The 26,374-nt window shown below is 72.7% G+C and carries 21 protein-coding genes and 1 riboswitch; of the genes, 15 read left to right on the top strand and 6 right to left on the bottom strand.

Annotation, left to right across the window (positions count from 1 at the left end):
* Window positions 1–7: 7 nt before the first annotated feature.
* The 3 genes from AB0N81_RS08875 to AB0N81_RS08865 form a co-directional block, all read right to left on the bottom strand.
* Window positions 8–1,372 (bottom strand): hypothetical protein, encoded by a 1,365-nt coding sequence (locus tag AB0N81_RS08875; RefSeq protein WP_365356907.1) that lies wholly within the window; start codon window positions 1,370–1,372, stop codon window positions 8–10.
* Between the two features lie 178 nt (window positions 1,373–1,550).
* Window positions 1,551–2,687 (bottom strand): hypothetical protein, encoded by a 1,137-nt coding sequence (locus AB0N81_RS08870; protein WP_365356905.1) that lies wholly within the window; start codon window positions 2,685–2,687, stop codon window positions 1,551–1,553.
* Window positions 2,688–2,753: 66 nt separating this feature from the next.
* Window positions 2,754–3,437: a class II aldolase/adducin family protein gene (locus AB0N81_RS08865; protein WP_365356904.1), complete on the bottom strand. Its 684-nt coding sequence runs from the start codon at window positions 3,435–3,437 to the stop codon at window positions 2,754–2,756.
* Between the two features lie 313 nt (window positions 3,438–3,750).
* On the opposite strand from AB0N81_RS08865, the gene AB0N81_RS08860 reads away from it, so the two are divergent.
* The 7 genes from AB0N81_RS08860 to AB0N81_RS08830 all read left to right on the top strand — a co-directional run bounded on the left by AB0N81_RS08860 (window position 3,751) and on the right by AB0N81_RS08830 (window position 12,267).
* Window positions 3,751–5,046: an inorganic phosphate transporter gene (locus AB0N81_RS08860; protein ID WP_365356903.1), complete on the top strand. Its 1,296-nt coding sequence runs from the start codon at window positions 3,751–3,753 to the stop codon at window positions 5,044–5,046.
* Window positions 5,047–5,058: 12 nt separating this feature from the next.
* On the top strand, window positions 5,059–5,283 hold the full coding sequence (locus AB0N81_RS08855; protein WP_365356901.1) for a hypothetical protein: 225 nt from the start codon (window positions 5,059–5,061) through the stop codon (window positions 5,281–5,283).
* Window positions 5,284–5,402: 119 nt separating this feature from the next.
* A riboswitch (cobalamin riboswitch) is annotated at window positions 5,403–5,536 on the top strand.
* A gap of 109 nt (window positions 5,537–5,645) precedes the next feature.
* Complete coding sequence (locus AB0N81_RS08850) at window positions 5,646–6,599, top strand: cobalamin biosynthesis protein (RefSeq protein WP_365356900.1); 954 nt, start codon at window positions 5,646–5,648, stop codon at window positions 6,597–6,599.
* Window positions 6,596–8,104 carry a cobyric acid synthase gene (locus tag AB0N81_RS08845; RefSeq protein ID WP_365356898.1) on the top strand — a complete coding sequence of 503 codons (1,509 nt, stop codon included), beginning with the start codon at window positions 6,596–6,598 and terminating at the stop codon, window positions 8,102–8,104. Before AB0N81_RS08850 ends, AB0N81_RS08845 begins: the two co-directional genes overlap by 4 nt.
* Window positions 8,105–8,138: 34 nt before the next feature.
* Window positions 8,139–10,220, top strand: coding sequence for a putative cobaltochelatase (locus AB0N81_RS08840; protein ID WP_365356896.1), 2,082 nt, complete (start codon window positions 8,139–8,141; stop codon window positions 10,218–10,220).
* The gene (gene cobO, locus AB0N81_RS08835) at window positions 10,220–10,828 is read left to right on the top strand and encodes a cob(I)yrinic acid a,c-diamide adenosyltransferase (protein WP_365356894.1); all 609 of its coding nucleotides are present in this window, start codon (window positions 10,220–10,222) and stop codon (window positions 10,826–10,828) included. Before AB0N81_RS08840 ends, cobO begins: the two co-directional genes overlap by 1 nt.
* Entirely contained in the window at window positions 10,822–12,267 is a 1,446-nt protein-coding gene (locus AB0N81_RS08830; RefSeq protein ID WP_365356893.1) for a cobyrinate a,c-diamide synthase, read from the top strand. Before cobO ends, AB0N81_RS08830 begins: the two co-directional genes overlap by 7 nt.
* A 14-nt stretch (window positions 12,268–12,281) precedes the next feature.
* Here the strand turns inward: AB0N81_RS08830 and AB0N81_RS08825 are convergent, their stop codons facing one another.
* On the bottom strand, window positions 12,282–13,013 hold the full coding sequence (locus tag AB0N81_RS08825; protein WP_365356891.1) for a ZIP family metal transporter: 732 nt from the start codon (window positions 13,011–13,013) through the stop codon (window positions 12,282–12,284).
* A gap of 75 nt (window positions 13,014–13,088) precedes the next feature.
* On the opposite strand from AB0N81_RS08825, the gene cobC reads away from it, so the two are divergent.
* Together cobC and AB0N81_RS08815 are read left to right on the top strand one after the other, a co-directional pair.
* Complete coding sequence (gene cobC / locus AB0N81_RS08820) at window positions 13,089–14,561, top strand: Rv2231c family pyridoxal phosphate-dependent protein CobC (RefSeq protein ID WP_365356889.1); 1,473 nt, start codon at window positions 13,089–13,091, stop codon at window positions 14,559–14,561.
* Window positions 14,562–14,697: 136 nt separating this feature from the next.
* Window positions 14,698–18,132 (top strand): ATP-dependent DNA helicase, encoded by a 3,435-nt coding sequence (locus AB0N81_RS08815; RefSeq protein ID WP_365356887.1) that lies wholly within the window; start codon window positions 14,698–14,700, stop codon window positions 18,130–18,132.
* A gap of 40 nt (window positions 18,133–18,172) precedes the next feature.
* On the opposite strand, the gene AB0N81_RS08810 is transcribed toward AB0N81_RS08815, so the two are convergent.
* Window positions 18,173–19,102, bottom strand: coding sequence for an SCO1860 family LAETG-anchored protein (locus AB0N81_RS08810; protein ID WP_365356885.1), 930 nt, complete (start codon window positions 19,100–19,102; stop codon window positions 18,173–18,175).
* Between the two features lie 321 nt (window positions 19,103–19,423).
* Window positions 19,424–20,521, bottom strand: a complete 1,098-nt coding sequence (locus AB0N81_RS08805) for an amidohydrolase family protein (RefSeq protein WP_365356884.1) — start codon at window positions 20,519–20,521, stop codon at window positions 19,424–19,426.
* A gap of 112 nt (window positions 20,522–20,633) precedes the next feature.
* Between AB0N81_RS08805 and AB0N81_RS08800 the strand changes: the two genes are divergently transcribed.
* From AB0N81_RS08800 to thpD, 6 genes are all read left to right on the top strand, one after another.
* Window positions 20,634–21,734 (top strand): aminotransferase class V-fold PLP-dependent enzyme, encoded by a 1,101-nt coding sequence (locus AB0N81_RS08800; RefSeq protein WP_365357029.1) that lies wholly within the window; start codon window positions 20,634–20,636, stop codon window positions 21,732–21,734.
* Between the two features lie 418 nt (window positions 21,735–22,152).
* Window positions 22,153–22,677, top strand: coding sequence for a DinB family protein (locus tag AB0N81_RS08795; protein ID WP_365356882.1), 525 nt, complete (start codon window positions 22,153–22,155; stop codon window positions 22,675–22,677).
* A gap of 351 nt (window positions 22,678–23,028) precedes the next feature.
* Entirely contained in the window at window positions 23,029–23,580 is a 552-nt protein-coding gene (ectA, locus tag AB0N81_RS08790) for a diaminobutyrate acetyltransferase (protein ID WP_365356881.1), read from the top strand.
* 94 nt (window positions 23,581–23,674) lie between these two features.
* Window positions 23,675–24,946 (top strand): diaminobutyrate--2-oxoglutarate transaminase, encoded by a 1,272-nt coding sequence (ectB, locus tag AB0N81_RS08785; RefSeq protein ID WP_365356879.1) that lies wholly within the window; start codon window positions 23,675–23,677, stop codon window positions 24,944–24,946.
* A gap of 53 nt (window positions 24,947–24,999) precedes the next feature.
* Complete coding sequence (locus AB0N81_RS08780; protein WP_362996944.1) at window positions 25,000–25,404, top strand: ectoine synthase; 405 nt, start codon at window positions 25,000–25,002, stop codon at window positions 25,402–25,404.
* Between the two features lie 52 nt (window positions 25,405–25,456).
* Window positions 25,457–26,356, top strand: a complete 900-nt coding sequence (gene thpD / locus AB0N81_RS08775; protein WP_365356878.1) for an ectoine hydroxylase — start codon at window positions 25,457–25,459, stop codon at window positions 26,354–26,356.
* Window positions 26,357–26,374 lie beyond the last annotated feature (18 nt).

Genomic DNA, 26,374 nt, shown 5'->3' with positions numbered 1-26,374 from the left:
CCGAGGGCTACTCCCCGCCCGTGTGCACCTGGAAGGCCGCGCGGCGCACGGCCTTGGCGAGTGCCGGGTCGGGGTGGGCGGCGGCGAGGGCGACCAGGACCTGGACGGTGCGGGGGTGCCCGACGCGGCGCACCTCGTCGAGGAGGGCGGGCACGGTGGGCTGGACCGCCGACTCCAGGTGCCGGACGAGGAGTTGCGCCTCGCCGTGGTCGGCGACTGCGGCCGCGGTGTCGACCCAGAGCCAGGTGGACTCGTCGCGGGTCAGCACGAGGTGGACATCCTCGGGGTCGGCGCCCTCCTGCTCGGCGAGCCACAGCAGAGCGTAGGGGCGCAGCGGGGGCTCCTCGACGACAGCCCTGACCTCCGCCTCGGCCGGGGCGCCGACGACGCGCAGCGCCTCGAAGGCGAGGCCGCGCAGCAGGGCGTCCTCGCCGCGGGCGGCGGTGAGGAGGTCGGTGACGGCGCTGCCGACGGTGCGGGCGGCGAGCCAGGCGCGGTATTCGGCGCGGGCCGCGTTGGGCCGCAGGCGGGCGCAGCCGCGCAGCATGTCCTCGGCGGACTGCTCGATGTGGCCGGCCGGGCTCTGCGCGGCGACGCAGATCTGCTCCAGCTTGACCCAGACCGCCCAGCTGCCGAGCGGGGTGAGCGTGGCCTGGCCGTCGGCGTAGGTGAGCGCGCCGACGGAGGCGAGGCCGTGCAGGGCCCAGTCGAGGAGGGCCGGCAGCGGGGGTGCCTCATCGCCGCGGTCGGCCAGGGCGGCCGGGTCGGCCGGGTCGGCGGCGGGCTGGGGCTGGGGCTGGGGGCCGTAGGGGATCTCGCAGCGTTCGGTGCGCAGTTCCGTGACCCGCTGGTCCAGGAGGTCGAGCAGCTGCGGCACGGGGACGGGGCCCGCCGACAGCTGGAGGAAGGACAGGACCTGCGGCATGGCCTCGACGGTCTCGGCGACGGCCGCGGGGGCGAGGTCGTCGGGCGCCGGGTGGGCCAGCGACCAGGCGTCGAAGAGGGCGACCCAGCCGCGCAGCACGGCGGTGTCGTCGCGGTCCCAGGCGCGCAGCCGCCAGCCGGGGCGTGCGCTGTCGCCGTGCACCTCGATGAGGCCCGCGAGACGGGCGGTGTCCCAGTCGGCGCGGACCTGAGCGGGGGTCAGTCCCAGCTCGGTGGCGGCCCGTTCGGCGGTGGCGTCGGAGAGGGTGCCCTTGCCGTCGGGGCTCGCGCCGGTGCCGCCGGGGCCGGGGCGGAGGGCGGCGTCGGCCCAGCGGGCGACCCGTACGGCGTCCGCGAGGCCGGCGCGCGCTCCCCGGGCCAGTTCGGCGGGAGCGGGCGTGCCCTCGGGTGGGCGGGGTGCGGGACGGCGTGTTCGGCGGTTGCTCATCGCGCCGGGCGCGGCGGAGAGGGGGCGTGTTGCGTCGCGCCGGGCCTCTCCTCGCTCTTCGGCCCTCGAATAGGGCGCACGGACAAGTCGGAGCCTGGAGTCGCGCGGGGTACGGGACGTCACGGGGGCAGTCTTCCTGTTGACGGTCCGAAAACCCAAACGGAATGGTGGCGCAGGGTCACAGCAAGGGGGTGAGGAAGCGCCGCAGCACCTCTTCGTAGCCCGCCGGGTCGGCGTTCCACATGGCGCCGTGCGGGGCGTCGGGCACGGGGTGCAACGTGACGAGGTCCGGGCGCTGTTCGGCCAGCCTGCGGGAGAGGGCCCAGGGCGCGACGGTGTCGTCGGGGCCGTGCACGACGAGGGTCGGCACCCGCAGTGTCGCGGGGTCAGCGGCCTCCCGGAGCCGGTCGCCGCGCAGCCCCGTGCGTCCCTGGGCCGCACGGACCGCAAGCGGAAGGAGCGGTCCGGGGGTGCGGCGGGCGCCGGCGAGGGCCCGCAGGGTGGTCTCCCAGTTCAGTACCGGCGAGTCGAGGACGAGGCCGCTGATGCGGTCGCGCAGCGCCGAGTGGGCGGCGGTGTGCAGGCACATGGCGGCGCCGGTGGACCAGCCGTGCAGGACGACGCGCCCGGCGCCGTGGCGCACGGCGTGGCGCACGGCGGCGTCCACGTCACGCCACTCCGTCTCGCCGAGGTGGCCGAGGCCGTCCGGGGAGCGGGGGGCGCCCGGGTCGCCGCGGTAGGCGAGGTCGAGGACCGGGACGCGCAGGCGGCGCAGGAAGTCCATGACGACCATGGGGTGTTCGCGGGTCGTGCCCAGGCCGTGCACGGTGATGACCCAGGTGTCCCGGGCGCCGGGCACGAACCAGGCGGGCAGGGCACCGAGTTCGCCGGGGACGGTGACGTCCTCGTAATCGATGCCGAGCGCGGCGCGCGGGTCACCGATGTGGACCTGTGGGGTGAGCCGGACGCGGTCGCCGGGTCCGAGGGAGCCGTGGGTGACGGCTTCGAGGCGGCGTACGACCGTGTCGGCCTCGTGCGGGGCGGACTCCAGGACGGGGCCGACGATCGCGTGGGTGCCGTCGCCGCTCAGGCCGTACGTGCCGGGGCGGAGGCTCGCGAGGGCGCGGGTGAGGCTGATCCGGCCCGCGGCCGTGGCGTGCACGGTGAGGCGTGGGTCGGTCGGCAGGGGTCGGCCCGCGGGCACCTTGAGAGCGGCGTCGCTGGCGAAGCGGCCCGCCGCGATGGCGGCCGCGGCCGTCCCCAGGGCGGCTGTGACTGCGGTGACGGCCGCTGCCGTCGCTTTGGCTGGGCGCACCGTCCCAGTGTCCGGGGCCGAGGGCTCCGGGGCCAGTGGGCGGTGTCCGCGGGGTGACGCGCCGGGTCAGTCGGCGGGCCTGCCGTACCCGCGCAGTTTCTCTTCCGCTTCGCGCAGCTGCCCCGGGGAGAGGAGGGTCGGGGCGTGGCCGGGGACCGCGGCTGCCGTGAGCCAGAGGCGGGACATCCATTCCAGTTGGGCCGTGCGGTCGTAGGCCTGGGAGAGATTGTCCCCGTAGGTGACCGTTCCGTGGTTCTGGAGGAGGCATCCCGTGCGGTCGCGCAGGGCCCTGAGCATGTGCTCGGCCAACTCTTCGGTGCCGTAGAGCGCGTAGGGCGCGACGCGGACCGGGCCGCCGAGGATGCCGGTCATGTAGTGGACCGCCGGGAGCTCGGGGACCAGCATCGAGACGGCCGTGGCGTGCACGGCGTGGGTGTGGACGACGGCGCCCGCGTATGTGTTGCGATAGATCGCGAGGTGCATGGGGAGTTCGCTGGTCGGCGGGAGGTCGCCGAAGAGCTGTCGTCCTTCGAGGTCGACGCCGACGGCGTCCTCGGGCCGCAGCCGGTCGTAGGGGACTCCGCTCGGGGTGACGAGGACCGTGCCGCCGACGCGTACGGAGACGTTGCCCGAGGTGCCGACGACCAGGCCGTCCCGCACCGTCCTGCGAGCGGTCCCGACCAGCTCGGCCCAGGCGTTCCGGATGGCGTCGCGCGCCGCTTCCCGCTCCTCGTCCCGCTGCTCAGTCATGCGGTGATCCTGCCAGCCGGACGCCGGGAGCCGTACCCGCGTGATCAGGATCTCTTTCGACGGGCCCGACCCGTTCCGCGGGCTGCTCGGAGCCGGTCGTGCGAGGACCCGTCATCGGATGGCGGAACCCGACACTCCGCCCAGTTTGCGGGCCTCCCGGGGGGCCTCCGTACGATCGTCGTCGGACACCTGGTCCATACGGAGCGAGGGCACTCCGCTTCGGGTCACCGCACCGCCCGACCCAGTTCACTTTCCGTTCACCCGGGTTGCCTACGTTCCACATGCCACTGACGTCCAACAGAAGCCTGGGTAAATGGAACACATCACGCTTCTCCTCGGGATCGTGATCGTCACCGCTCTCGTGTTCGATTTCACGAACGGTTTCCACGACACTGCCAACGCGATGGCGACGACCATCTCGACCGGCGCTCTCAAGCCCAAGACGGCGGTGGCCATGTCCGCCGTGCTCAACCTCGTCGGAGCCTTCCTCTCCGTCGAAGTCGCCAAGACGATCTCAGGCGGCATCGTCAACGAGGACGGCCTCAAAACCGAGGTGATCTTCGCCGCGCTCGTCGGCGCGATTCTCTGGAACCTCCTGACCTGGCTGGTCGGCCTGCCCTCCAGCTCCTCCCACGCGCTCTTCGGCGGCCTCATCGGTGCCGCGGTCATGTCGATGGGCTGGTCGTCGATCAACGGCGGCACCGTCGTCACCAAGATCCTGATCCCGGCCCTCGCCGCGCCGCTCGTGGCGGGTCTCGCCGCTGCGCTGGCCACACGCCTGACGTACCGGATCGGCCGCAACACCGACACCAAGGCCACCGCCAAGGGCTACCGCGCGGGCCAGATCGCCTCCGCGGGCCTCGTCTCGCTGGCCCACGGCACCAACGACGCGCAGAAGACCATGGGCATCATCACGCTCGCCCTGGTCACCGGCGGCGTCCTGAACCCCGGCGCGAACCCCCCGATGTGGGTCATCGTCTCGGCCGGTGTGGCCATCGCCCTCGGCACGTACCTCGGCGGCTGGCGCATCATCCGCACCATGGGCAAGGGCCTCACCGACCTCCAGCCGCAGCAGGGCTTCGCCGCCCAGACCAGCGCCGCGACGGTCATCCTGGCCTCCTCGCACCTGGGCTTCTCGCTCTCCACCACCCAGTCCTGCTCCGGCGCCGTGATGGGCGCGGGCCTCGGCCGCAAGGGCGGCGTGGTCCGCTGGTCGACCGCGACCCGGATGTTCATCGCCTGGGGTCTGACCCTGCCGGCCGCCGGTCTGGTCGGCGCGGGCGCCGAGTTCCTCACCCAGCAGGGCCCCTGGGGCGTCGCGGTCACCGCCGCGCTCCTGGTCGCGGGCTCCGCCGTCATCTGGGCGCTCTCGCGGCGCAACGCCGTCACCCACACCAACGTCACCGACGACGAGATCCGCCACGACGGCACCACGGCCGCCGAGCCCGCGGGCGTCGTCACCACCGCGATCGCCGCCGTCAGCCCGCCCCCGGTGGGCACGACGGCCGCCATGACCGGCCCGGACGAGGCCGTCAAGGCCACCCTCTCGGCCCCGACCACGACCACGACCGGCGCCATGGCGGACCCCGCCAGGCCGGCGACGGTGTAAGGACAGACGACCATGAGCATCGACTGGGCAGCTCTCGGCTCCGTCTTCGGAGTCAGCCTCGTGGTGACCGTGGCCCTGGTGGGCCTGTTCACCCTCGGGATCGTCGGCCTCTCCCAGCAGGAGCGGGCGGCCTCCTCCACCGGCGGCTCCGCGGCCATGGCCCGCACCGGCGCGTACGCCTGCTTCGCCCTGTGCGCGGCGGCCGTGGCGTACGGGATCTATCTGATCGTCGCCTGACACAGCAGCGTTCCCGGGTGGGGCGCGGAGCGTGCGAAAACGCTCCGCGCCCCACTCTTGTATGTGGGCCCCAACACACTCTCCCACCGCAGGTCAACGGCGAGTTGACGGGCATTCGCGGGGCGTGGTGGACTGCCGGGGCCAACTACGGCGGCAGAAGAGGAAGCCGGTGCGAATCCGGCGCGGTCCCGCCACTGTCACCGGGGAGAGACCTCCCCGCGAGCCAGGAACTCTCGCCGCCGATCACGTCGAACCAGGGCGCGGACACCCTGAGTGAGGACATATCGCCATGCTCGGCCGCCCGTTGCCGGTTCCTTCTCTGAGTACGAGTTCCCTCCTCAGCGCAGCGGCGGGCTGAGCCCATGAGTGCCGATCGCGACTTCGCGTACGGCGCCGCCGCCGGACTCCTCGGTGACCTGCTGCTCGGCGATCCCCGCCGTGGCCATCCTGTCGCCGCGTTCGGACGGGCGGCGGGTGCCGTCGAACGGGTGCTGTGGCGCGACCACCGCGGGTGGGGCGCGCTGCACGCCGTGGTGTGCGCCGGGGGTGCGGCGGGCGCCGCCGTCCTCGCCTCTTCTCTCGTACGCCGGTCACGTGCCGGGTCCGTGGCGCTGACCGCCGCCGCGACCTGGGCCGTGGTCGGCGGGACCTCGCTCGGCCGTGAGGCGCGGGCGATCGGCGGGGCGCTGGAGGCCGGCGACGTCGAGGTCGCGCGGGAGCGGCTGCCGCATCTGTGCGGGCGGGACCCGCAGGCGCTGGACGCCGACGGCATCGCGCGGGCCGTCGTGGAGTCCGTCGCCGAGAACACGTCCGACGCGGTGGTGGGGGCGCTCGTGTGGGGCGCCTTCGGCGGGGTGCCGGGGCTCGTCGCCTTCCGTGCCGTGAACACGCTCGACGCGATGGTCGGGCACAAGTCGTCGCGGTACCGGCGCTACGGCTGGGCCTCCGCGCGGCTCGACGACGTCTTCGGCTGGCCGGGGGCGCGGCTCACCGCCGTGCTGGCCGCGCTGGCCGGGGAGTCACCCTCGGGGGCGGTGCGGGCGTGGCGCGCGGACGCCGCGAAGCATCCGAGCCCCAACGCCGGACCCGTCGAGGCCGCCTTCGCCGGGGCGCTGGGCGTCCGGCTCGGCGGGACCCTGTCGTACGCGGGACGGGTCGAGCACCGGCCCGTGCTGAACACGGACGGGCGTGACGTGGGCGTGGCCGACATCGAGCGGGCAGTGAAGCTTTCCCGGTGCGTGAGCTGGCTGGCTCTAGGCGCCTCGGTGACCGCCCGCCTGGCGCTGCGGTCGGCAAAGTCAGGGAGAAACGTATGAGTGGTGGGCTGCTCGTCGCAGGGACCACCTCGGACGCCGGGAAGAGCGTCGTCACCGCGGGCATCTGCCGGTGGCTGACCCGCAAGGGTGTGTCCGTCGCGCCGTTCAAGGCGCAGAACATGTCCCTCAACTCCTTCGTCACCCGCGAGGGCGCCGAGATCGGGCGGGCGCAGGCCATGCAGGCGCAGGCCGCCCGCGTCGAGCCGAGCGCGCTGATGAATCCCGTGCTGCTCAAGCCCGGCGGCGACCGCTCCAGCCAGGTCGTGCTGATGGGCAAGCCGGTGGGCGAGATGAGCGCCCGCGGCTACCACGGAGGGCGGCAGGCGGCGCTGCTCGACACCGTCGTGGGGTGTCTGGAGGAGCTGCGGGGCAGCTATGACGCCGTGATCTGTGAGGGCGCGGGCAGTCCCGCCGAGATCAACCTGCGGCGCACCGACATCGTGAACATGGGCATCGCGCGCGCCGCCCGCTTCCCCGTGCTCGTCGTCGGGGACATCGACCGGGGCGGGGTCTTCGCGTCGTTCTTCGGGACGACGGCGCTGCTGAGCGCGGCCGACCAGGAGCTCGTCGCCGGCTACCTGGTGAACAAGTTCCGTGGGGACGTCTCCCTCCTCGAGCCCGGTCTCGACATGCTGCTCGGGCTCACCGGGCGGCGTACGTACGGCGTGCTGCCGTTCCAGCACGGGCTCGGCATCGACGAGGAGGACGGCCTGCGGGTCTCCCTGCGGGGTGCGGTGCGGGAGTCCGTGGTGGCGCCGCCGGTCGGCGAGGACGTGCTGCGGGTCGCCGTGTGCGCCGTGCCGCTGATGTCCAACTTCACGGACGTCGACGCGCTGGCCGCCGAGCCGGGCGTCGTCGTGCGGTTCGTGGACCGGGCGGAGGAGCTCGTCGACGCCGACCTCGTCGTCGTACCGGGCACGCGCGGGACCGTGCGCGCCCTTCAGTGGCTGCGCGAGCGCGGCCTCGCGGACGCCCTCGCGCGCCGCGCCGCCGAGGGGCGGCCCGTGCTCGGCATCTGCGGCGGCTTCCAGGTCCTCGGCGAGCACATCGAGGACGAGGTCGAGTCGCGTGCCGGGTCCGTCGACGGGCTCGGGCTGCTGCCCGTGCGGGTGCGGTTCGCCCGCGAGAAGACCCTCGCGCGGCCGGTGGGCGAGGCCCTCGGGGAGCGCGTCGAGGGGTACGAGATCCATCACGGCGTGGCCGACGTCGCGGGCGGGGAGACCTTCCTGGACGGCTGCCGGGTCGGCGAGGTGTGGGGCACGCACTGGCACGGGTCGCTGGAGAGCGACGCGTTCCGGCGCCGGTTCCTCGCCGAGGTCGCCCGCGCGGCCGGACGCCGTTTCGTGCCGGCCCCAGACACCAGCTTCGCCACCCTGCGGGAGGAACAGCTAGACCTGCTCGGCGACCTGATCGAAGAACACGCGGACACGGACGGACTCCTGGACCTGATCGAGAACGGCGCGCCGAAGGGTCTGCCGTTCATCGCGCCGGGAGCGCCCTCGTGAGCGCCGCCACGCACCACCGCTTCAAGGAGGCCCTGTGACCACCCCGTATCCGTTCACCGCCCTCGTCGGGCAGGACGACCTGCGGCTCGCGCTCTTGCTGAACGCCGTATCGCCCGCTGTCGGCGGCGTGCTCGTGCGGGGGGAGAAGGGCACCGCCAAGTCCACCGCCGTGCGCGCTCTCTCGGCGCTGCTCCCGGAGGTCCCGGTCGTCGCCGGGTGCCGCTTCTCGTGCGATCCGGCGGCCGCCGACCCGAACTGCCCCGACGGCCCGCACGAGGCGGGCGGCGCCACGGCGCGGCCCGCGCGGATGGTGGAGCTGCCGGTCGGCGCGTCCGAGGACCGGCTCGTCGGCGCCCTGGACATCGAGCGTGCGCTCGCGGAGGGCGTCAAGGCGTTCGAGCCCGGCCTGCTCGCCGACGCGCACCGCGGCATCCTGTACGTGGACGAGGTCAATCTGCTCCACGACCACCTGGTCGACCTGCTCCTGGACGCGGCCGCGATGGGCGCCTCGTACGTGGAGCGCGAAGGCGTCTCCGTGCGGCATGCCGCGCGGTTCCTGCTCGTCGGCACGATGAACCCCGAAGAGGGCGAGCTGCGGCCGCAGTTGCTCGACCGGTTCGGTCTCACCGTCGAGGTGGCCGCGTCCCGTGAGACCGACCAGCGCGTCGAGGTCGTACGGCGGCGGCTGGCGTACGACGACGATCCCGAGGGCTTCGCGGGGCGCTTCGCCGAGGACGAGTCCGCGCTGCGGGCCCGCGTCGCGGCGGCCCGCGCACTGCTCCCCCAAGTCGTCCTGGGCGACGCGGCGTTGCGGCAGATCGCGGCGACCTGCGCGGCGTTCGAGGTCGACGGGATGCGCGCGGACATCGTGATGGCGCGCACGGCGACGGCGCTGGCCGCGTGGGAGGGCCGTACCGACGTGCAGAGCGAGGACGTGCGGCAGGCCGCGCTGCTCGCGCTGCCGCACCGCAGGCGCCGCAACCCCTTCGACGCGCCGGGCCTCGACGAGGACAAGCTCGACGAGACGCTGGAGGAGGCGCGCGAGAACGAGGCTTCCGAGGAGCCCGAGCCGCCTGAGAGCGGCTCCCCCGACGGCGACGACGACCCCGACCCCGACGGGCCCGGCGGAGGCGGCGGGCAGCCCCCGGCCGGAGAGGGCCCCGACTCCCCCGAGCTGCCCTCCCAGAACCAGGGCCCGGAGGCCGAGGAGTCCGAGGAGGCCCCGGCCCCGCAGGAGCCCGCCCCTGCTCCGGGCGGGGCCTCCGGCGAGCAGCAGGCCGTTCGCGCCGCCGAGCCGTTCCGCACGAAGATGCTGAGCGTGCCCGGCATCGGCGAGGGCGCGGCCGGACGGCGCTCGCGGGCGCGGACCGAGCACGGCCGTACGACGGGTTCGCGCCGCCCTCGCGGAGCCCTCACCAAGCTGCACCTGGCGGCGACGGTGCAGGCCGCCGCCCCGCACCAGAAGGCGCGCGGGCGCTCGGGGGCCGGTCTCGTCGTACGCCGTGACGACCTGCGGCAGGCGACGCGCGAGGGGCGCGAGGGCAACCTCGTGCTGTTCGTCGTGGACGCGTCCGGGTCGATGGCGGCGCGGCAGCGCATGAGTGCCGTGAAGGGTGCCGTGCTCTCGCTCCTCCTGGACGCCTATCAGCGGCGCGACAAGGTGGGGCTCGTGACGTTCCGCGGCAAGGGCGCCGAGGTGGCGCTGCCGCCGACCTCGTCGGTGGACGCCGCCGCGGCCCGCCTCGAATCGCTGCCGACCGGCGGCCGCACACCGCTGGCCGAGGGCCTGCTGAAGGCGCACGACGTGCTGCGTGTGGAGCGGCTGCGGGACGCCGCGCGGCGGCCGCTGGTGGTCGTGGTGACGGACGGGCGGGCGACGGGCGGTGTGGAGCCGGTGGCCCGCGCGGGCCGTGCGGCCCGGCTGTTCGCGGCGGACGGGGTCGCCTCGGTCGTCGTCGACTGCGAGTCGGGCTACGTACGCCTCGGTCTCGCGGGCCAGTTGGCGGGCGAGCTCGGCGGTACGGCCGTGACCCTCGACGAGCTGCGGGCCGACTCGATCGCCGGCCTCGTCAAGGACGTACAGGGAATGAACTCGCCTTCTAGGAGGGCCGCTTAATGCCGCAGGGACAGCCGAGTGTCGTACCGGACGACGGGCTGACGACACGCCAGCGCCGCAACCGTCCGCTGGTCTTCGTCCACACGGGCATCGGGAAGGGCAAGTCGACCGCCGCGTTCGGTCTGGCGCTGCGCGCCTGGAACCAGGGGTGGCCGATCGGGGTGTTCCAGTTCGTGAAGTCGGCGAAGTGGAAGGTCGGCGAGGAGAACGCGCTGAAGGTCCTCGGCGCCTCCGGCGAGGGCGGCACGGTCGCCTGGCACAAGATGGGCGAGGGCTGGTCGTGGATCCAGCGCGCCCCCGCCGAGGGCGAGTTGACGAACGAGGACAAGGCCCGCGAGGGCTGGGAGCAGGTCAAGCGCGACCTCGCCGAGGAGACGTACAAGCTGTACGTCCTCGACGAGTTCGCCTACCCGATGCACTGGGGCTGGATCGACACGGACGAGGTCGTGGAGGTGCTGCGGAACCGCCCCGGCACCCAGCACGTGGTCATCACGGGCCGCAACGCCCCGCAGCAGCTGATCGACTTCGCGGACCTCGTCACCGACATGTCCAAGGTCAAGCACCCGATGGACGCAGGCCAGAAGGGCCAGAGGGGCATCGAGTGGTAGCTCGGCTCGTCATCGCGGCGCCGTCGTCGGGCAGCGGGAAGACGACCGTCGCGACGGGCCTGATGGCCGCGTTCGCGGCGGCCGGGCTCGCCGTGTCCCCGCACAAGGTCGGGCCCGACTACATCGACCCCGGCTACCACGCGCTGGCGACCGGCCGCCCCGGCCGCAACCTCGACGCATACCTGTGCGGGCCCGACCTGGTCGCGCCGCTGTTCGCGCACGGGGCGGCCGGGTGCGACCTCGCCGTGATCGAGGGCGTGATGGGGATGTACGACGGGGCGGCGGGCCAGGGCGAGCTGGCCTCCACCGCCCACGTCGCGAAGCTGCTGCGGGCACCGGTCGTGCTGGTCGTCGACGCGTCGTCGCAGTCGCGGTCGGTGGCGGCGCTCGTGCACGGCTTCGCCTCCTGGGACCCCGAGGTGCGGGTCGCGGGCGTCATCCTCAACAAGGTGGGCTCGGACCGGCACGAGGCGCTGTTGCGGGAGGCGCTCGACGCCTCTGGGGTGCCCGTGCTGGGCGTACTGCGCCGCGTGGCCCAAGTGAGCGCGCCGTCACGGCACTTGGGGCTCGTACCGGTGGCCGAGCGGCAGACCGAGGCGGTGGAGTCCGTCGCCGCGTTGGCCTCGCAGGTGCGGGAGGGGTGCGACCTGGACGCCCTGCTCACACTGGCCCGCAGCGCGCCCTCGCTGTCAGGTGACGCGTGGGATCCGGTTGCGGCTGTGGCCTGCGGCGCTTCTCTCCCCGATCCCGCCCCTTCCCGAAACCGGGGCTCCGCCCCGAACCCCGGCACGGGGCTCGGTGGACGGGCTGGACACCCCCCGGCCGGGCGCGAAGGGCAGCGCCCCGTCGTCGCCGTCGCCGGTGGGGCCGCCTTCACCTTCTCCTACGCCGAGCACGCGGAGCTGCTCACGGCCGCCGGGGCGGAGGTCGTACCGTTCGATCCCCTCCACGACGAGCAACTGCCCGACGGGACGGCCGGGCTGGTCATCGGGGGCGGTTTCCCCGAGGTGTACGCGCCCGAGCTGTCCGCCAACGAACCGCTCAGGAAGGCCGTGGCCGCACTCGCGCTCTACGGGGCGCCCGTGGCCGCCGAGTGCGCGGGCCTGCTCTACCTCTCCCGTGAGCTGGACGGGAAGCCGATGTGCGGGGTGCTGGACGCCGCGGCGCGGATGTCGGAGCGGCTGACGCTCGGCTACCGGGAGGCGGTGGCCGTGTCGGACAGCGTGCTCGCGCCCGCGGGGACGCGGATGCGGGGCCACGAGTTCCACCGCACGGTCGTCGAGCCGGGCGCGGGGGCGGCCCCCGCGTGGGGCCTGCACCAGCCCGAGCGGCGCGTCGAAGGCTTCGTACAGGGAAATGTGCACGCCAGTTATCTGCACACGCACTGGGCGGCGGAGCCGGGCGTCGCACGCCGGTTCGTCGGAAGATGCACGCCGTGACCGGAGAGCGGCCCTCATTCCGCGATGCCCACCACGAGCCAGATGAACGCCGCGCCCGCCACCGTGCACAGGAGGGTCGAGCGGGCCGGGTGGTCGTGGTGCGCCTCGGGCAGGATCTCGGCCGCCGCGAGATACAGCAGCGCGCCGCCGAAGAAGCCCAGATAGCTGCCGAGGAGTTGCTCCGGAATGGTGAAGAGCAGCGTCGACGCGGCGCCCACCACCGGGGCCGCCGCGTCCGCGAACAGCATGGCGAGGGCTTTGCGGCGAGCGTTCCCGTACAGGCTGGTGATCGTGTACGTGTTGAAGCCGTCCGCGAAGTCGTGGGCGACGACGGCCAGCGCGACGGCCGCGCCCATGCCGCCGCCCACCTGGAAGGCGGCGCCGATCGCGACGCCGTCCATCACGCTGTGCCCGACCATCGCGGCGGCCGCCGTGAGCCCGACCTCCGGGACCCGGCCGTGCTCGCCCTCCCCGGCTCCGTGCGCGGCCTGGCGGCCCGCGAGGAGACGTTCCACCAGATGGGCGACGAGGAAGCCGGCGACGAACAGGAGCAGGGCCGCCGGTACGCCGAAGACGGGCTGCCCCGCGGCCTCCAGTGCCTCCGGCAGCAGGTCGAGGCCGACGACACCGAGCATCAGCCCGCCCGCGAGCCCGAGGACGAGGTGGCGCCGGTCGGTGACCCGCTGGGCCGTCCAGCCGCCCACCAGGGTCATGAGAAAGGCGCCGAGCGCCACGAACACCGCCATGGCCCCTTGCTAGCCGATTGACCCCCTGCCCCGCACATCCACCACCCCCGTCCCACACGAAAGGACCTACTCTCCATGTCCGGTGCCGGAAAGGTGACGTCCGCCGAGGACGTCGTGCTCGTCGTCGGCGTCGGCGCCTGTGAGGACGCTCCGGTGGCGGAGGTGCTCGGCCTCGTCCGGGACGCGGTCCGCGAGGCGGGTTTCCCCGAGGCGGCGGTCGCCGAGCTGGCGACGGTCGACGTGAAGGGCGAGGAGCCGGGGATCGTCGGGGCGGCCGCACGGCTCGGCGTGCCGCTCGTGACGTACTCGGCGCGGGATCTGGCGGATGTGACGGTGCCGAATCCGTCGGCGCGGTCCCGGGCCGCGGTGGGCACGCCGTCCGTGGCGGAGGCGGCGGCGCTGCGGGGCGGCGGCGAACTCCTCGTACCGAAGCGGAAGTCGGCGCCCGTGGGGCGCCCGCCGATGGCGACGTGCGCGATCGCGGCCCGGCCGGGCACCCCCGCCGTCCCGGTCGACCTGCGCCACCACGGGGACGCGGAGGTGCGGGACGACGGCGCGGACCTCACCGACCTCGCCGTGAACGTACGCTCCGACACTCCCCCGGCGTGGCTCAAGGAGGTCATCGCCACGTCCCTCGACGGCCTGGCGGCCTATCCGGACGGCCGGGCGGCGCGGGAGGCGGTGGCGGCGCGGCACGGTCTGGCGCCCGACCGGGTGCTGCTCACCGCGGGCGCGGCGGAGGCCTTCGTCCTCCTCGCCCGCGCGCTGAAGGTCCGTCACCCCTACGTCGTGCACCCGCAGTTCACCGAGCCGGAGGCCGCGCTGCGGGACGCGGGGCACGCGGTGGGGCGGGTCCTGCTGCGGGAGGAGAACGGCTTCCGGCTCGACGCCTCCGCCGTACCCGAGGAGGCCGACCTGGTGGTCGTCGGCAACCCCACCAATCCGACGTCGATCCTCCACCCGGCGGCCTCCATCGCCGCCCTGGCCCGGCCCGGCCGGATTCTGGTGGTCGACGAGGCGTTCATGGACGCGGTGCCGGGCGAGCGGGAGGCGTTGGCGGGCCGCACGGACGTCCCGGGCCTGGTGGTCCTGCGCAGCCTCACCAAAACGTGGGGCCTCGCGGGTCTGCGCATCGGCTACGTCCTCGCCGCGCCGGACACGATCTCCGCGCTCGCACAGGCGCAGCCGCTGTGGCCGGTGTCCTCGCCCGCCCTGGAGGCGGCGCGGGCGTGTGTGGGGCCGAGGGCGCTGGCCGAGTCCGGTCACGCGGCGCACCGCATCGCCGCGGACCGCTCCCATCTCCTCGCCGGGCTCGCGGAGTTGTCCCCGTGCGGGGTTCGCTCGGTGGGACCCGCCGAGGGGCCTTTCCTGCTGGTGCGGGTGCCGGGGGCGGCCGGGGTGCGGGAGCGGCTTCGGGGGCTCGGGTTCGCTGTGCGGCGCGGCGATACGTTTCCTGGCCTGGGGCCCGACTGGATCCGACTGGCCGTCAGGGACCGCCCCACCTCGGACCGCTTCCTGGCCGCCCTCACCACGACATTGCACATGTAGGCCTCCGGCAACCGGCCCGGCCCACCGGTGCAGTTGCCCCTGACTGTTCGTCACCGCCCCGTCTCTGATAGTTGTTTCAGCGGGGTACGGGCACATGCCCGTGGCGGTGTCCCCCGGCACCGCAGGGAGGACATATATGAGCACCACCACTCGGGACGAGATCCTCACGGGCGAGCAGCGGGCGGTGAATCACGCGTACGACTGCTATGCCATGAAGCTGGCCGAACTGGGCGGCACCTCGGCCGCCACCGCGTCGGCGAGCGGCAAGGACGGGATCGCCAACCGGGCCGAGGCGCAGGCGCGCGCGGAGGCCTACGGAGGGCTCAACGGCGAGGCCCTGGTCTTCTCCCGCGTCGACGCGCCGGAGGACCCGGGAGGCGACCCCCGGCCCTGGTACATCGGGCGCCGCGGAGTGCACGACGCCTCGCACGAGCCGGTGGTCCTGCTGTGGACCAGCCCCCTGGCGAAGAGGTGGCTGGAGACCCGGCCGGAGAACCCGGGCGAGGTGGTCCTGCGTCGGCAACTCCGCTGTGCACAGCGGATCGTCGAGAGTTACTTCGACGAGATCTCCCTGTCGACAGCCGCTTCCGCACCCGCTCCCGCACCCGTGGCCGTGCCCGAGCCCGCCCCTGCACCGGAGCCCGCACCTGTGCCGGCCCCCACCCCCAGAGACGTCGTACGACGCCGGCGGCGGAAGGGGCTGCAGCCGGACGAGTTCCTGCTGAGGGAGCTGCAGCGTTCGCGCGGCGGCCGGATGCGGGACATCGTCGAGACCATCCGCCGCGACCAGATGAAGCTGGTCACCGGCTCGCCCTCGGACATCCTCGTCGTGCAGGGCGGCCCCGGCACCGGCAAGTCGGCGGTCGGTCTCCACCGGGTGACCTGGCTCGTCAACAACGAGCACTTCAAAGCTCAGGACATCCTCGTCATCGGCCCCCACCAGCGATTCCTCGACTACGTGGGACAGGTCCTCCCCACCCTCGGCACCCGGGACGTCAACGCCGTCCAGCTGGACCGCCTGTGGGAGGGCGAGATCCTCAGCACCGACTCGCCGGAGGCGCGCCTGGTGAAGTCGGACCAACGCATGGCGGACGTGTTGCGGCGCCGCGTGGAGAGCGACTACCGCCCGGAGGCGCTCGACGCCCTCACCACCGCTCCCTCCTTCGAGGGCGACGAGCCCGGGATCGTCGTCACCGCCGGCAGTACGACTCTGCGCGTGCCGAAGTCCGAGGTCCTCGCCCTCCTCGACCGGGCCCACAGCGGCGACGGGCCCTTCAGGGAGCGTCGCGACCGCTTCCGCGGCCTCTTCGTCGACCGGCTTCTCCAGGAGCTCGCCGACATCGCGCCGCGCCGCGGGCAGACCGGCACGATCCGCCGCGACCTGGAACGCAACCGCCGGGTCGAGCGCCTCGTCGAACGCGTCTGGCCGTCCCCCGGCCCCCGGGAGGCCCTGCGCGGCCTCTACGACTCCGCCGACCTCCTGCGGGAATGCGCTGACGGCATCCTCGACGAGGACGAGCGGACGGCCCTGCTGCGGGCCCGCGCCACCAGCGCCGACGCCGATCCGTGGACCCTCGACGACCAGGTCTGCCTCGAAGAGCTCCGGGTGCTGATCACCGGTGACGGCCCGCCGCGGTACGGCCACATCGTCGTCGACGAGGCCCAGGACCTCACGCCCATGCAGGCCCGCTCTCTGCGGCGGCGGTGTGCCGCGGGCGGCTCCATGACCGTCCTGGGCGACCTCGCGCAGGCGACGGGCGTCCACACCCCGACGAGCTGGGACCTGCTCGGCGCCCTGCTCTCCGACCACGGCGACTGGAGCGTGGCCGAGCTCACCACCAGCTACCGCGTCCCCGCCGAGATCATGGAGTTCGTCGCCCCGCTGGCCCGGACGATCGCTCCGACGCTGCCGTACCCGCGGGCCGTCCGGGAGGTGGGAGCGGACGCGGTACGGACCGTGGCGACCGAGCCGGGGAAGCTGCTCGACGACACCGTCACCCACGCGGTCCGGCTCACGGGCACCAGTGACGGCAGCACGCCCCGCTCCGTCGCCGTCATCGTTCCCGACGACTCGGACCTGCCGGACACCGTCGCTCGCAGGATCGCCGAGGACGGCGACATCGGCGAACAGCACCGTGCGGCCGTGTCCGTGCTGGCCGCGGCTCAGGTCAAGGGCATGGAGTACGACCACGTCCTGGTCGTCGAGCCGGCCACGATCGCCGGCCGCGGTCCCGCCGGGCTGCGCCAGTTGTACGTGGCCCTCACCCGCAGCACCCAGAGCCTGACCGTCCTGCACACCGCCCCGCTGCCGACGGCGCTCACCGCTGCCGAGGACGCCCCGGCACCGGCTGTCCCCGGTGCCCGGCACGAGGGCGGCGAAGCCGGACGGCTTTCCCGGATCGGCACCGATGTCCGGGTCCAGGTCGTGGGCCGGGCGCCGGGCGGTCGCTACAAGGCCAAGCCGTTGTCGCCGGTGCTCGACCGGCCGCTCGTCCTCACCGTCCGCCATGGGTCGGTTCCCCCGCTGCGCGGCGAGGTGCTGGACTGCTGGGTGTTCGCCAACGAGACGACACAGACGGTGCTCACCGCCGACCAGCGCGGCCGGTCGCCCATTTCGGAGCGGATGGCGGAACGCTACCTCGCGGCACTGGATGTGCTCGGCGAACTGGCCGACAGCGACGGCGACGTCGTCGACGCCCGCAGCCGTCTCTCCGAACTCCAGGGCATGGCCAACCGCGTCCTCCGCCGGGACCAGGCCGACTGGGTCAGTGTGCTCCACCTGTTCGGCGATCCGGACAGAGAACGGCTCGGAGCCCTGCGCGATCTCGCGGCGACGGCCAATCGCGCGCTCAAGGAGGGGACTTTCGACGCGGGCCGGCTGGCAGCGGGGCTGGCGGAGTCCGGCTGGGCGCAGCCCCTGGCCGAAGCGCGGCGAGAGCTCCAGGAGCGCTTCGCCCCGGCGCCGAGCCCGGACCCGAATTCGAGCCCGGACTCGGACTCGGACCCGGAGCCGGAGCCGGAGCCGGGCAGCGCCGTTCCCGTCGTCACCCCGACGCAACCCGATCCCGACCACGATCACGATCCGGATCACGATCAGAGAGAAGACGTACAGATGACCACTGCGGACACAGCCGCACCCCCGGTCGCCACCGCGAAGGACGGCTTCCTTCGCGCGCTGGAGACCGCCGCCGGCACCGACCGCGCGTGCAAGAAGCACGAAGCGGTCCGGCACGCGCTGAAGGCATCACTCCTGTGGGCGGACCTCCAGCCGGCCGACTCCCCGGTCGTCGACGTCAGCTGCGTCACCCAGCACGGTCTCTTCCTCTACGAGGCCCTGGGCGCGGGCTGCTCCGCCTACGCGGACCTGCGCTCGGGCGCGACCCGCCTGCTCGAGATCAACCACACGCTGCCCGCGCCGGCCGACGGTCTCTATCTGGTGCTCCCCGAACCGCCTGCCGAGGACTGGTCCGCGGACACGATCCACGACGTCTTCCGCGTCAACGTCATCTGGCGCACCCCGGCCGGCTGGGGCGGCGAGCACGCGGACACTGCCTTCGGCACCCCGGGGTGAGCGATTCACCCCGGGGTGAGCGGGGGCGCTGAGGCCGGGATCAGTCCCGTGCGCGGCGGGCGAGCGCCACTGCCCCGCCGCCCACCATCAGCAGCACCACGGCCCCGCCCGCCACATACGGCGTCATGGAACTGCCGCCCGTCTCCGCGAGGTTCGCTTCCGTTTTGGGCTTCGTCGCCTCCACCCGCTCCCCCGGCTCACCCTGCGGCTTCTCCCCGGCATCCTTCGGCGGCACGGACGACGGCGCCTCGCACCCCGCCCCGGCCAACCGCACCGTACCCGTGACCTCCGCGACGTTCAGTTTCAACGGGTTCACGGACACCTTGAGTTCCAGCGCGGACGCCGCCGCCGTCCGCGACGTCGTGTGCGTCTTCGACAGGTCGAGCCGCACCTCCCCGACGCCCGGCACCTTCACCTCGGTCGTCCCTCGCGCGGTCAGCGTGACCTTCTTGCCGAGCACGGTCACGCCGCCCAGCAGATTCGATTCGGCTACGGGCCGCTTCCCCGCCGCGCAGACAGCCTTGGAGGTGACCTTCTCGACCTCGACGAGGGAGAGCAGCGGCAGTCCCGGCACGTGCATCTTCGCCCGCGCGACGTTGCTGTATCCCTGCGCCGTGCCGCCCCGCACGGTCGCCTTGGCCGTGGCCACGTCGGCGCGCAGCACGCTGAAGGGCCGTCCGCCGTCGACCCCGTCCAGCTGGGCGGTGAGCGTGGTCTTCTCGGCGCTCGCGGGTGCCTGCACTTCGTTGAGGGCGACCTTGAACGGGACGTTCACGGTCTTGTTGAGCAGGGAGACGTTCAGCCCGGTGCGCAGGACGACGGCGTCGGCCCGTCCGCCCTGGTGGCTCTCGCCGCCGGTGGCCTGCGCGGACCCCGCGCCGGCGAGCGCCGCGGGCCCGGCGGCGAGCGCGGTGGTGACGGCGACGACGGAGAGGCGGCGTCCGGGCGTGCGGAAAGTGTTGCTGTTCAAGGTGGTGGAACCCCCACGAGAGAAACGGGCCGTCGGCGGCGCACGCCACATGGGGACATCACGTGCGCGCCGACGGCGTCGCCCCGCATTCGGCGAAGGACGACGCGGGAATCTTTACGCACTCAGAGTGAACGGTCAGCAACCTGACGTGAGTTCACTCCAACGGGAGGTTTCCGTCCCTGCATTCGAATCTCGCGGCACAGGCGTTCCCTCACACCGCCCACGCACCCCGCCCACCACGCCCACCACGCACGGAAGTTGACGCGAGCCCTCCACGTGGGCAGCTCCAACGAGCCACACCGGCAGCGCGTAACGCCCCGGTCAACCCACCACCCTGCCGTTGAGCACGACCCTCCGCGGCGCCCCCAGCACCCGTACGTCCTGCCGGGGGTCCGCCTCGTACACCACGAGGTCCGCCGGCGCGCCCTCCGCGAGCCCCGGGCGCCCCAGCCACTCCCGCGCACCCCACGTCGTCGCGGAGAGTGCGTCCACCGCGGGGATGCCCGCGCGGGTCAGCTCGACGATCTCCGCCGCGACCAGGCCGTGGGCGAGGGAGCCGCCCGCGTCGGTGCCCGCGTAGACCGGGACGCCCGCGTCGTATGCCGCGCGCACGGTGTCGTAGCGGCGGTCGTACAGCTGCCGCATGTGCCGCGACCAGCGCGGGAACTTCGCCTCGCCGCCCGCAGCCAGGCCCGGGAACGTGGCGATGTTGACCAGCGTGGGGACGATGGCGACGCCGCGCTCGGCGAAGAGCGGGATGGTCTCCTCGGTCAGGCCCGTGGCGTGCTCGATGCAGTCGATGCCCGCCTCGACCAGGTCGCGCAGGGAGTCCTCGGCGAAGCAGTGGGCGGTGACGCGGGCGCCCAGGCGATGCGCCTCCGCGATCGCCGCCTCGACCGCCCCGCGGGGCCAGCACGCGGCCAGGTCGCCGGCCTCGCGGTCGATCCAGTCGCCGACGAGCTTGACCCAGCCGTCGCCGCGCCGCGCCTCCCGGGCCACGTACTCCACGAGGTCCTCGGGCTCGATCTCGTGGGCGTAGTTGCGGATGTAGCGGCGCGTACGGGCGATGTGGCGGCCCGCGCGGATGATCTTCGGGAGGTCCTCGCGGTCGTCGATCCAGCGGGTGTCGGAGGGCGAGCCCGCGTCGCGGATGAGGAGGGCGCCGATCTCGCGGTCGGTGAGGGCCTGCTTCTCGGCGGTGGCCGCGTCGACGGGGCCGTGCGCGTCCAGGCCCACGTGGCAGTGCGCGTCGACCAGGCCGGGCAGCGTCCAGCCCTCGACCGTGCGGACGTCGTCCGCGGCCGTGCCGACGGGGCGGTCGTACGTCACCCTCCCCCCGACCACCCACAGCTCGTCCCGTACGTCATCGGGCCCGACGAGCACCCGCCCCTTCACGTGCAGCACCGCGTGATCGCTCATGGACAGCAGCTTAGGAGGCACTCGGAACGCCCGGTACGGGGCCGGTCGGTAGGCTCGGTACCGCAGCCCGAACGAACTCGTGAGCGAAGTGAGCAGTGACGTGAGCAGTACTGTGACGCACCCCTTTCTGGACCTGGCGCCCCTGAGCGCCCAGCACTTCGCCGCCATCGAGGCGCGGGTGGCCCGGCTGCTCGACACCGAGCAGGACGTCGTGATCATGCAGGGCGAGGCGCTGCTGCCCCTGGAGGGATGCATCCGGGGCGCGGCGCGGCCGGGCACGACCGCGCTGAACGTGATCACGGGGCCGTACGGCCAGACCTTCGGGAACTGGCTGCGCGACTGCGGCGCGACGGTGATCGACCTCGCCGTGCCGTTCCACACCGCCGTCACCGCCGACCAGGTGCGTCAGGCGTTCGCCGAGCACCCGGAGATCGACTTCGTGTCGCTGGTGCACGCGGAGGCCGCGACCGGCAACACCAACCCCGTCGCGGAGATCGGCGCGGTCGCGCGGGAGCACGGGGCGCTGTTCATGCTGGACGCGGTCGCCTCGGTGGCCGCCGAGCCGCTGCTGCCGGACGCGTGGGGCGTGGACCTGTGCGTGATCGGCGCGCAGAAGGCGATGGGCGGTCCTGCCGGTGTCTCCGCGGTCTCCGTGAGCGAGCGGGCGTGGGAGCGCATCGCCGCCAACCCGCAGGCGCCGCGCCGCTCCTACCTCTCCCTCCTCGACTGGAAGGAGCGCTGGATCGACGGCGGCAGGAAGGCGCTGCTGCACGCTCCCGCCCAGCTGGAGATGCTGGCGCTCGAGGCGTGCGTGGAGCGCATCGAGACGGAGGGCCTGGACGCCCTGATGGCGCGGCACGCCACCGCGGCCGCCGCCACCCGTGCGGGGGCGCTCGCGCTCGGCGGAGGCCTGGAGCCGTACGTGCGCGAGGCGTCCGACGCGGCGCCGGTCGCCACCACCCTGCGGGCGCCGTCGGGCGTGGACGCCTCGGACCTGGTGGCCAGGGCGCTCGCCGCGGACCCGGTGCTTCCACTGGTCGCCGGGGGCGGGGCGCTGGCCAAGGAGATGATCCGGGTCAACCACTACGGGCCGGACGCGACCCGGGGTGTGGTGCACGCCTGCATCGCCGCCCTGGGCGCCGTGATGGGCGAGGCCGGCCTCACGATCGACCTGGAGTCGGCCCGCCGCGCGGTGACGAACGCCTGGAGCTGACGCCTCCCCCGCCCCGGCACCGGACACCCACCTTCGTCACTCTGCCCGGCTCCGGTAGCGGTGCCGGGCAGAGTGGCGACCTCGGAGCCGGTGCCGGGCCGCAGGGCTGTGCCGGTGCCGGTCGCAGAGCTGACGCCGAGCACGGCACCACTGGCGCCCTGCCGGTCGCAGAACCGGGGCCGGTGCCGGTCGCGGAGCCGGTGCCGTTCTCAGGGCTGGTCCCGGTCGTACAGCCGGTGCGGGTGGAGGGCTCGGAGCCGGCGCCTTGCCAGGGCGCAGAGCCGGTGCCGGATCTCGGAGCCGGACTCGCCCCGGCTCGGCCTGCCCGGCCCCCCGCCAACGCAGCCGCGCGCCCCAGCCTCCGCGGCCCGCACGAATCCGGTGCGGCCGCCCGCCGCCCCATGGCAGTGCGCCTGTCATGACCACGCTCCCGGACGGCCGCCGCATCCCGCCCCTGACCGCCGACGAGCCCGCCATGCTGGCGGGTTGGCTCGACCTCCACCGCGCTACGCTGGCGCTGAAGTGCGCGGGGGTCGACGACGAACAGGCGCTGCGCACGTCCGTCGAGCCGTCCGCGCTCTCGCTGTTCGGTCTGGTGCAGCACCTCGCCGAGGTCGAACGGAACTGGATTCAACGGGTGTTCGCGCAGCGCGACGTGGCGCCGCTCTACGGGGACCGCAGTGGCTTCACCCTGGACCGGTCGAGAACGTTCGCCGAGGTGCTCGCGGTGTGGGAGCACGAGGTCGCGGTGAACCGGAAGCTCTGCGCGGGGCGTTCGCTCGACGACACGGGGCGGCTCGGCGCCGAGGAGGCGGCCGTCACTGGTGGCGAGGACGTCGTCAGCCTGCGCTGGATCATCGTGCATCTCATCGAGGAGTACGCCCGGCACAACGGCCACGCCGATCTCCTCAGGGAGCGGCTGGACGGGGTCACCGGATCGTGAATCCACCCCTCCACTCCTTTGCCGCTCTTTGAATTCCCGCGTGCGTTCTCACGAATTATTTATAAACTCGACAAGCACAGCTTCCCGTATTCTTCTGCCCGCTTTCCGGGGACCTAAACACTAAGATTTCGACAGCACCAAACACCACAATTCGGACACGCCTCCAGTGGGTCGCACCTGTGTGACGTACTCCACAGCACGCCCGTTTTGCGTTTTAAATCCGGGCGAAAATACCCCAAAACGGCGAGAGCTCATGCGGGCGCGCACCCCCGCGTGATAACACATAGAACGCTCTCACGTAACCCCTCCCCCCGATGCAATCCGAGAAATTGCTCGGTAAATTCAATCCGCATGACCGCTGCACAAGCCGATCTACCGACCGACCTGCAAGCGAAATTCCTGAAAATGCCGGAGGGGCTGCGACTGGACAGTCCCGACGTCGCCGACGGCGCCGCGATCTGGCGGATCGCCCGCGACTCCAAGGTGCTCGACCTGAACTCGTCCTACAGCTATCTGCTGTGGTGCCGTGACTTCGCGGCCACGTCCGTCGTGGCCCGGGACGCCGACGGGGAGACGGTCGGGTTCATCACCGGCTACATCCGGCCCGAGCACCCCGACGTCCTGATGGTCTGGCAGGTGGCCGTCGACCACGGTCAGCGTGGCCGCGGTCTGGCCGGCGCCCTGCTTGAGGGACTGACCTCGAGGATCGCCGCGGGCCGAGCGCTGACCAGGATCGAGACGACGATCGCGCCCTCGAACACCGCGTCCGAGCGGCTCTTCCTCTCCTTCGCGCGGCGACACGGCGCGTCGGTCGAGCGGAAGGTCCTGTTCGACGCGGGGCTCTTCCCCGACGACGGCCACGAGCCCGAGGTGCTGTACCGCATCGGTCCGCTCGGCCACTGATCCCCCTCGCTTCCCCCACATGCTTCCCCAGCACCACGCAACACCCGTAACTCCCCCCACCTCCCACGTCTTTCCATCTCCCAGGAGATCTGCTGTGACCATCACCCAGCCCGACCTGAGCGTCTTCGAGACCCTGGAGTCGGAGGTGCGCAGCTACTGCCGCGGTTGGCCTACGGTCTTCGACCGCGCGCAGGGCAGCCGCATGTACGACGAGGACGGCCACGAGTACCTCGACTTCTTCGCCGGTGCCGGCTCGCTCAACTACGGGCACAACAACCCGGTCCTGAAACGCGCCCTGATCGACTACATCGAGCGGGACGGCGTCACGCACGGTCTCGACATGTCGACGACCGCGAAGCGCGCCTTCCTCGAGACCTTCCAGAACGTCATCCTGCGCCCCCGCGACCTGCCGTACAAGGTCATGTTCCCGGGCCCGACGGGCACCAACGCCGTGGAATCGGCGCTGAAGCTGGCCCGCAAGGTCAAGGGCCGCGAGTCGATCGTGTCGTTCACGAACGCCTTCCACGGCATGTCGCTCGGCTCGCTCGCCGTGACCGGCAACGCGTTCAAGCGGGCGGGCGCCGGCATCCCGCTGGTGCACGGCACGCCGATGCCGTTCGACAACTACCTCGACGGACAGACCCCCGACTTCATCTGGTTCGAGCGGCTTCTGGAGGACCAGGGCTCCGGCCTCAACCAGCCCGCCGCCGTGATCGTCGAGACGGTGCAGGGCGAGGGCGGCATCAACGTCGCCCGCGCCGAGTGGCTGCGCAAGCTCGCCGACGTGTGCGAGCGCTGGGACATGCTCCTGATCGTCGACGACATCCAGATGGGCTGCGGCCGCACCGGTGCCTTCTTCTCCTTCGAGGAGGCGGGCATCACGCCGGACATCGTGACGGTGTCGAAGTCCATCAGCGGCTACGGCCTGCCCATGTCGCTGTGCATGTTCAAGCCGGAGCTCGACGTGTGGGAGCCGGGCGAGCACAACGGCACGTTCCGCGGCAACAACCCGGCGTTCGTGACGGCCGCCGCCGCCCTGGAGACCTACTGGGCCGACGGCTCGGCGATGGAGAAGCAGACCCGCGCCCGCGGCGAGCAGGTCGAGCAGGTGCTCTCCGCGATCGTCGAGGAGAACCGCGCCGAGATCAAGGAGTTCCGCGGCCGCGGTCTGGTCTGGGGCATCGAGTTCCTGGACAAGGACCGGGCGAGCGCCGTGGCGAAGCGGGCCTTCGAACTGGGCCTGCTCATCGAGACCTCCGGCCCCGAGGGTGAGGTCGTCAAGCTCCTTCCGGCGCTGACGATCACCCCCGACGAGCTGGACGAGGGGCTGCGCACGCTGGCCCGCGCGGTTCGCGAGACCGCCTGACCGAGCGCGCTACCGAGCCCCCGGCACCGTAAGAGAAAAGGAACCAACTCACCGTGATCGTCCGTTCGTTCAAGGACATTGAAGGCACCGACCGGCACGTGAAGGCCGCTTCGGGCACCTGGGAGAGCAAGCGCATCGTTCTCGCCAAGGAGCGCGTCGGCTTCTCGCTGCACGAGACCATCCTGTACGCGGGTACGGAGACGTCGATGTGGTACGCGAACCACATCGAGGCCGTCGTCTGCACCAAGGGGGAGGCGGAGCTGACCGACGACACGACCGGCGAGAAGTACACGATCACGCCGGGCACGATGTACCTGCTCGACGGGCACGAGAAGCACACCATGCGGATCAAGGAAGACTTCCACTGCCTGTGTGTCTTCAACCCGCCCGTCACCGGTCGCGAGGACCACGACGAGAACGGCGTGTACCCGCTGCTCACGGAGCCGGACGCGGTCTGACCACGACCTACATCCCGAACAGGGCCGTACGAGAGGAGAGGCAGGCAACACCATGACCACCGCACCCGAACGCACCAGCGACCTGTACCCGACCCGAGGCGCCGAAGAGGTGCTCATCGAACGCAAGGACCCCGTGGTGTGGTCCGAGCCGGGTGCGGCAGGGCCGATCACGCCCGGGGACCTGGCGGGGTTCGAGCGGGACGGTTTCCTGGCGATCGACCAGTTGATCACCCCGGACGAAGTGGCGATGTACCACGCCGAGCTGGAGCGGCTCATGAACGACCCGGCGATGCGCGCGAACGAGCGCTCCATCGTCGAGCCGCGCTCCCAGGAGATCCGGTCGATCTTCGAGGTGCACAAGATCAGTGAGCTCTTCGGCAAGCTGGCGGCGGACCCGCGGGTCGTCGGCAGGGCCCGGCAGATCCTCGGCTCGGACGTGTACGTCCACCAGTCCCGGATCAACGTGAAGCCGGGCTTCGGCGCCTCCGGGTTCTACTGGCACTCCGACTTCGAGACCTGGCACGCGGAGGACGGCCTGCCGAACATGCGGACCGTCTCGGTGTCGATCGCGCTGACGAAGAACCACGACACCAACGGCGGTCTCATGATCATGCCGGGGTCGCACAAGACGTTCCTCGGCTGCGCGGGCGCCACGCCGGAGGACAACTACAAGCGGTCGCTGCAGATGCAGGACGCGGGCATCCCGTCGAACGAGACGCTCACGCACCTCGCGTCGGACTACGGCATCCGCCTGTTCACGGGTGAGGCCGGCTCGGCAACCTGGTTCGACTGCAACGCCATGCACGGTTCGGGGGACAACATCACCCCGTACCCGCGCAGCAACGTCTTCATCGTGTTCAACAGCGTGGAGAACACCGCGGTGGAGCCGTTCTCGGCGCCGGTGCGCCGGCCCGAGTACATCGGGGCGCGGGACTTCACCCCGGTGCGGTGAGCACGGAGTGAGCGTGGA

Source organism: Streptomyces sp. NPDC093510 (genome assembly GCF_040683555.1).
Taxonomy (GTDB): Bacteria; Actinomycetota; Actinomycetes; order Streptomycetales; family Streptomycetaceae; genus Streptomyces.
This window is presented reverse-complemented; position numbering and strand designations above follow the sequence as displayed.

Bases quoted from the DNA above. Each gene is read 5' to 3' on its own strand.
- AB0N81_RS08865 (WP_365356904.1), bottom strand. From the start codon at position 3,437: ATGACTGAGCAGCGGGACGAGGAGCGGGAAGCGGCGCGCGACGCCATC.
- thpD (WP_365356878.1), top strand. From the start codon at position 25,457: ATGACCACCGCACCCGAACGCACCAGCGACCTGTACCCGACCCGAGGC.
- AB0N81_RS08805 (WP_365356884.1), bottom strand. From the start codon at position 20,521: ATGAGCGATCACGCGGTGCTGCACGTGAAGGGGCGGGTGCTCGTCGGG.
- cobO (WP_365356894.1), top strand. From the start codon at position 10,220: ATGCCGCAGGGACAGCCGAGTGTCGTACCGGACGACGGGCTGACGACA.
- AB0N81_RS08850 (WP_365356900.1), top strand. From the start codon at position 5,646: ATGAGTGCCGATCGCGACTTCGCGTACGGCGCCGCCGCCGGACTCCTC.
- AB0N81_RS08860 (WP_365356903.1), top strand. From the start codon at position 3,751: ATGGAACACATCACGCTTCTCCTCGGGATCGTGATCGTCACCGCTCTC.
- AB0N81_RS08815 (WP_365356887.1), top strand. From the start codon at position 14,698: ATGAGCACCACCACTCGGGACGAGATCCTCACGGGCGAGCAGCGGGCG.
- AB0N81_RS08855 (WP_365356901.1), top strand. From the start codon at position 5,059: ATGAGCATCGACTGGGCAGCTCTCGGCTCCGTCTTCGGAGTCAGCCTC.
- ectA (WP_365356881.1), top strand. From the start codon at position 23,029: ATGACCGCTGCACAAGCCGATCTACCGACCGACCTGCAAGCGAAATTC.
- AB0N81_RS08825 (WP_365356891.1), bottom strand. From the start codon at position 13,013: ATGGCGGTGTTCGTGGCGCTCGGCGCCTTTCTCATGACCCTGGTGGGC.
- cobC (WP_365356889.1), top strand. From the start codon at position 13,089: ATGTCCGGTGCCGGAAAGGTGACGTCCGCCGAGGACGTCGTGCTCGTC.
- AB0N81_RS08795 (WP_365356882.1), top strand. From the start codon at position 22,153: ATGACCACGCTCCCGGACGGCCGCCGCATCCCGCCCCTGACCGCCGAC.
- AB0N81_RS08845 (WP_365356898.1), top strand. From the start codon at position 6,596: ATGAGTGGTGGGCTGCTCGTCGCAGGGACCACCTCGGACGCCGGGAAG.
- AB0N81_RS08875 (WP_365356907.1), bottom strand. From the start codon at position 1,372: ATGAGCAACCGCCGAACACGCCGTCCCGCACCCCGCCCACCCGAGGGC.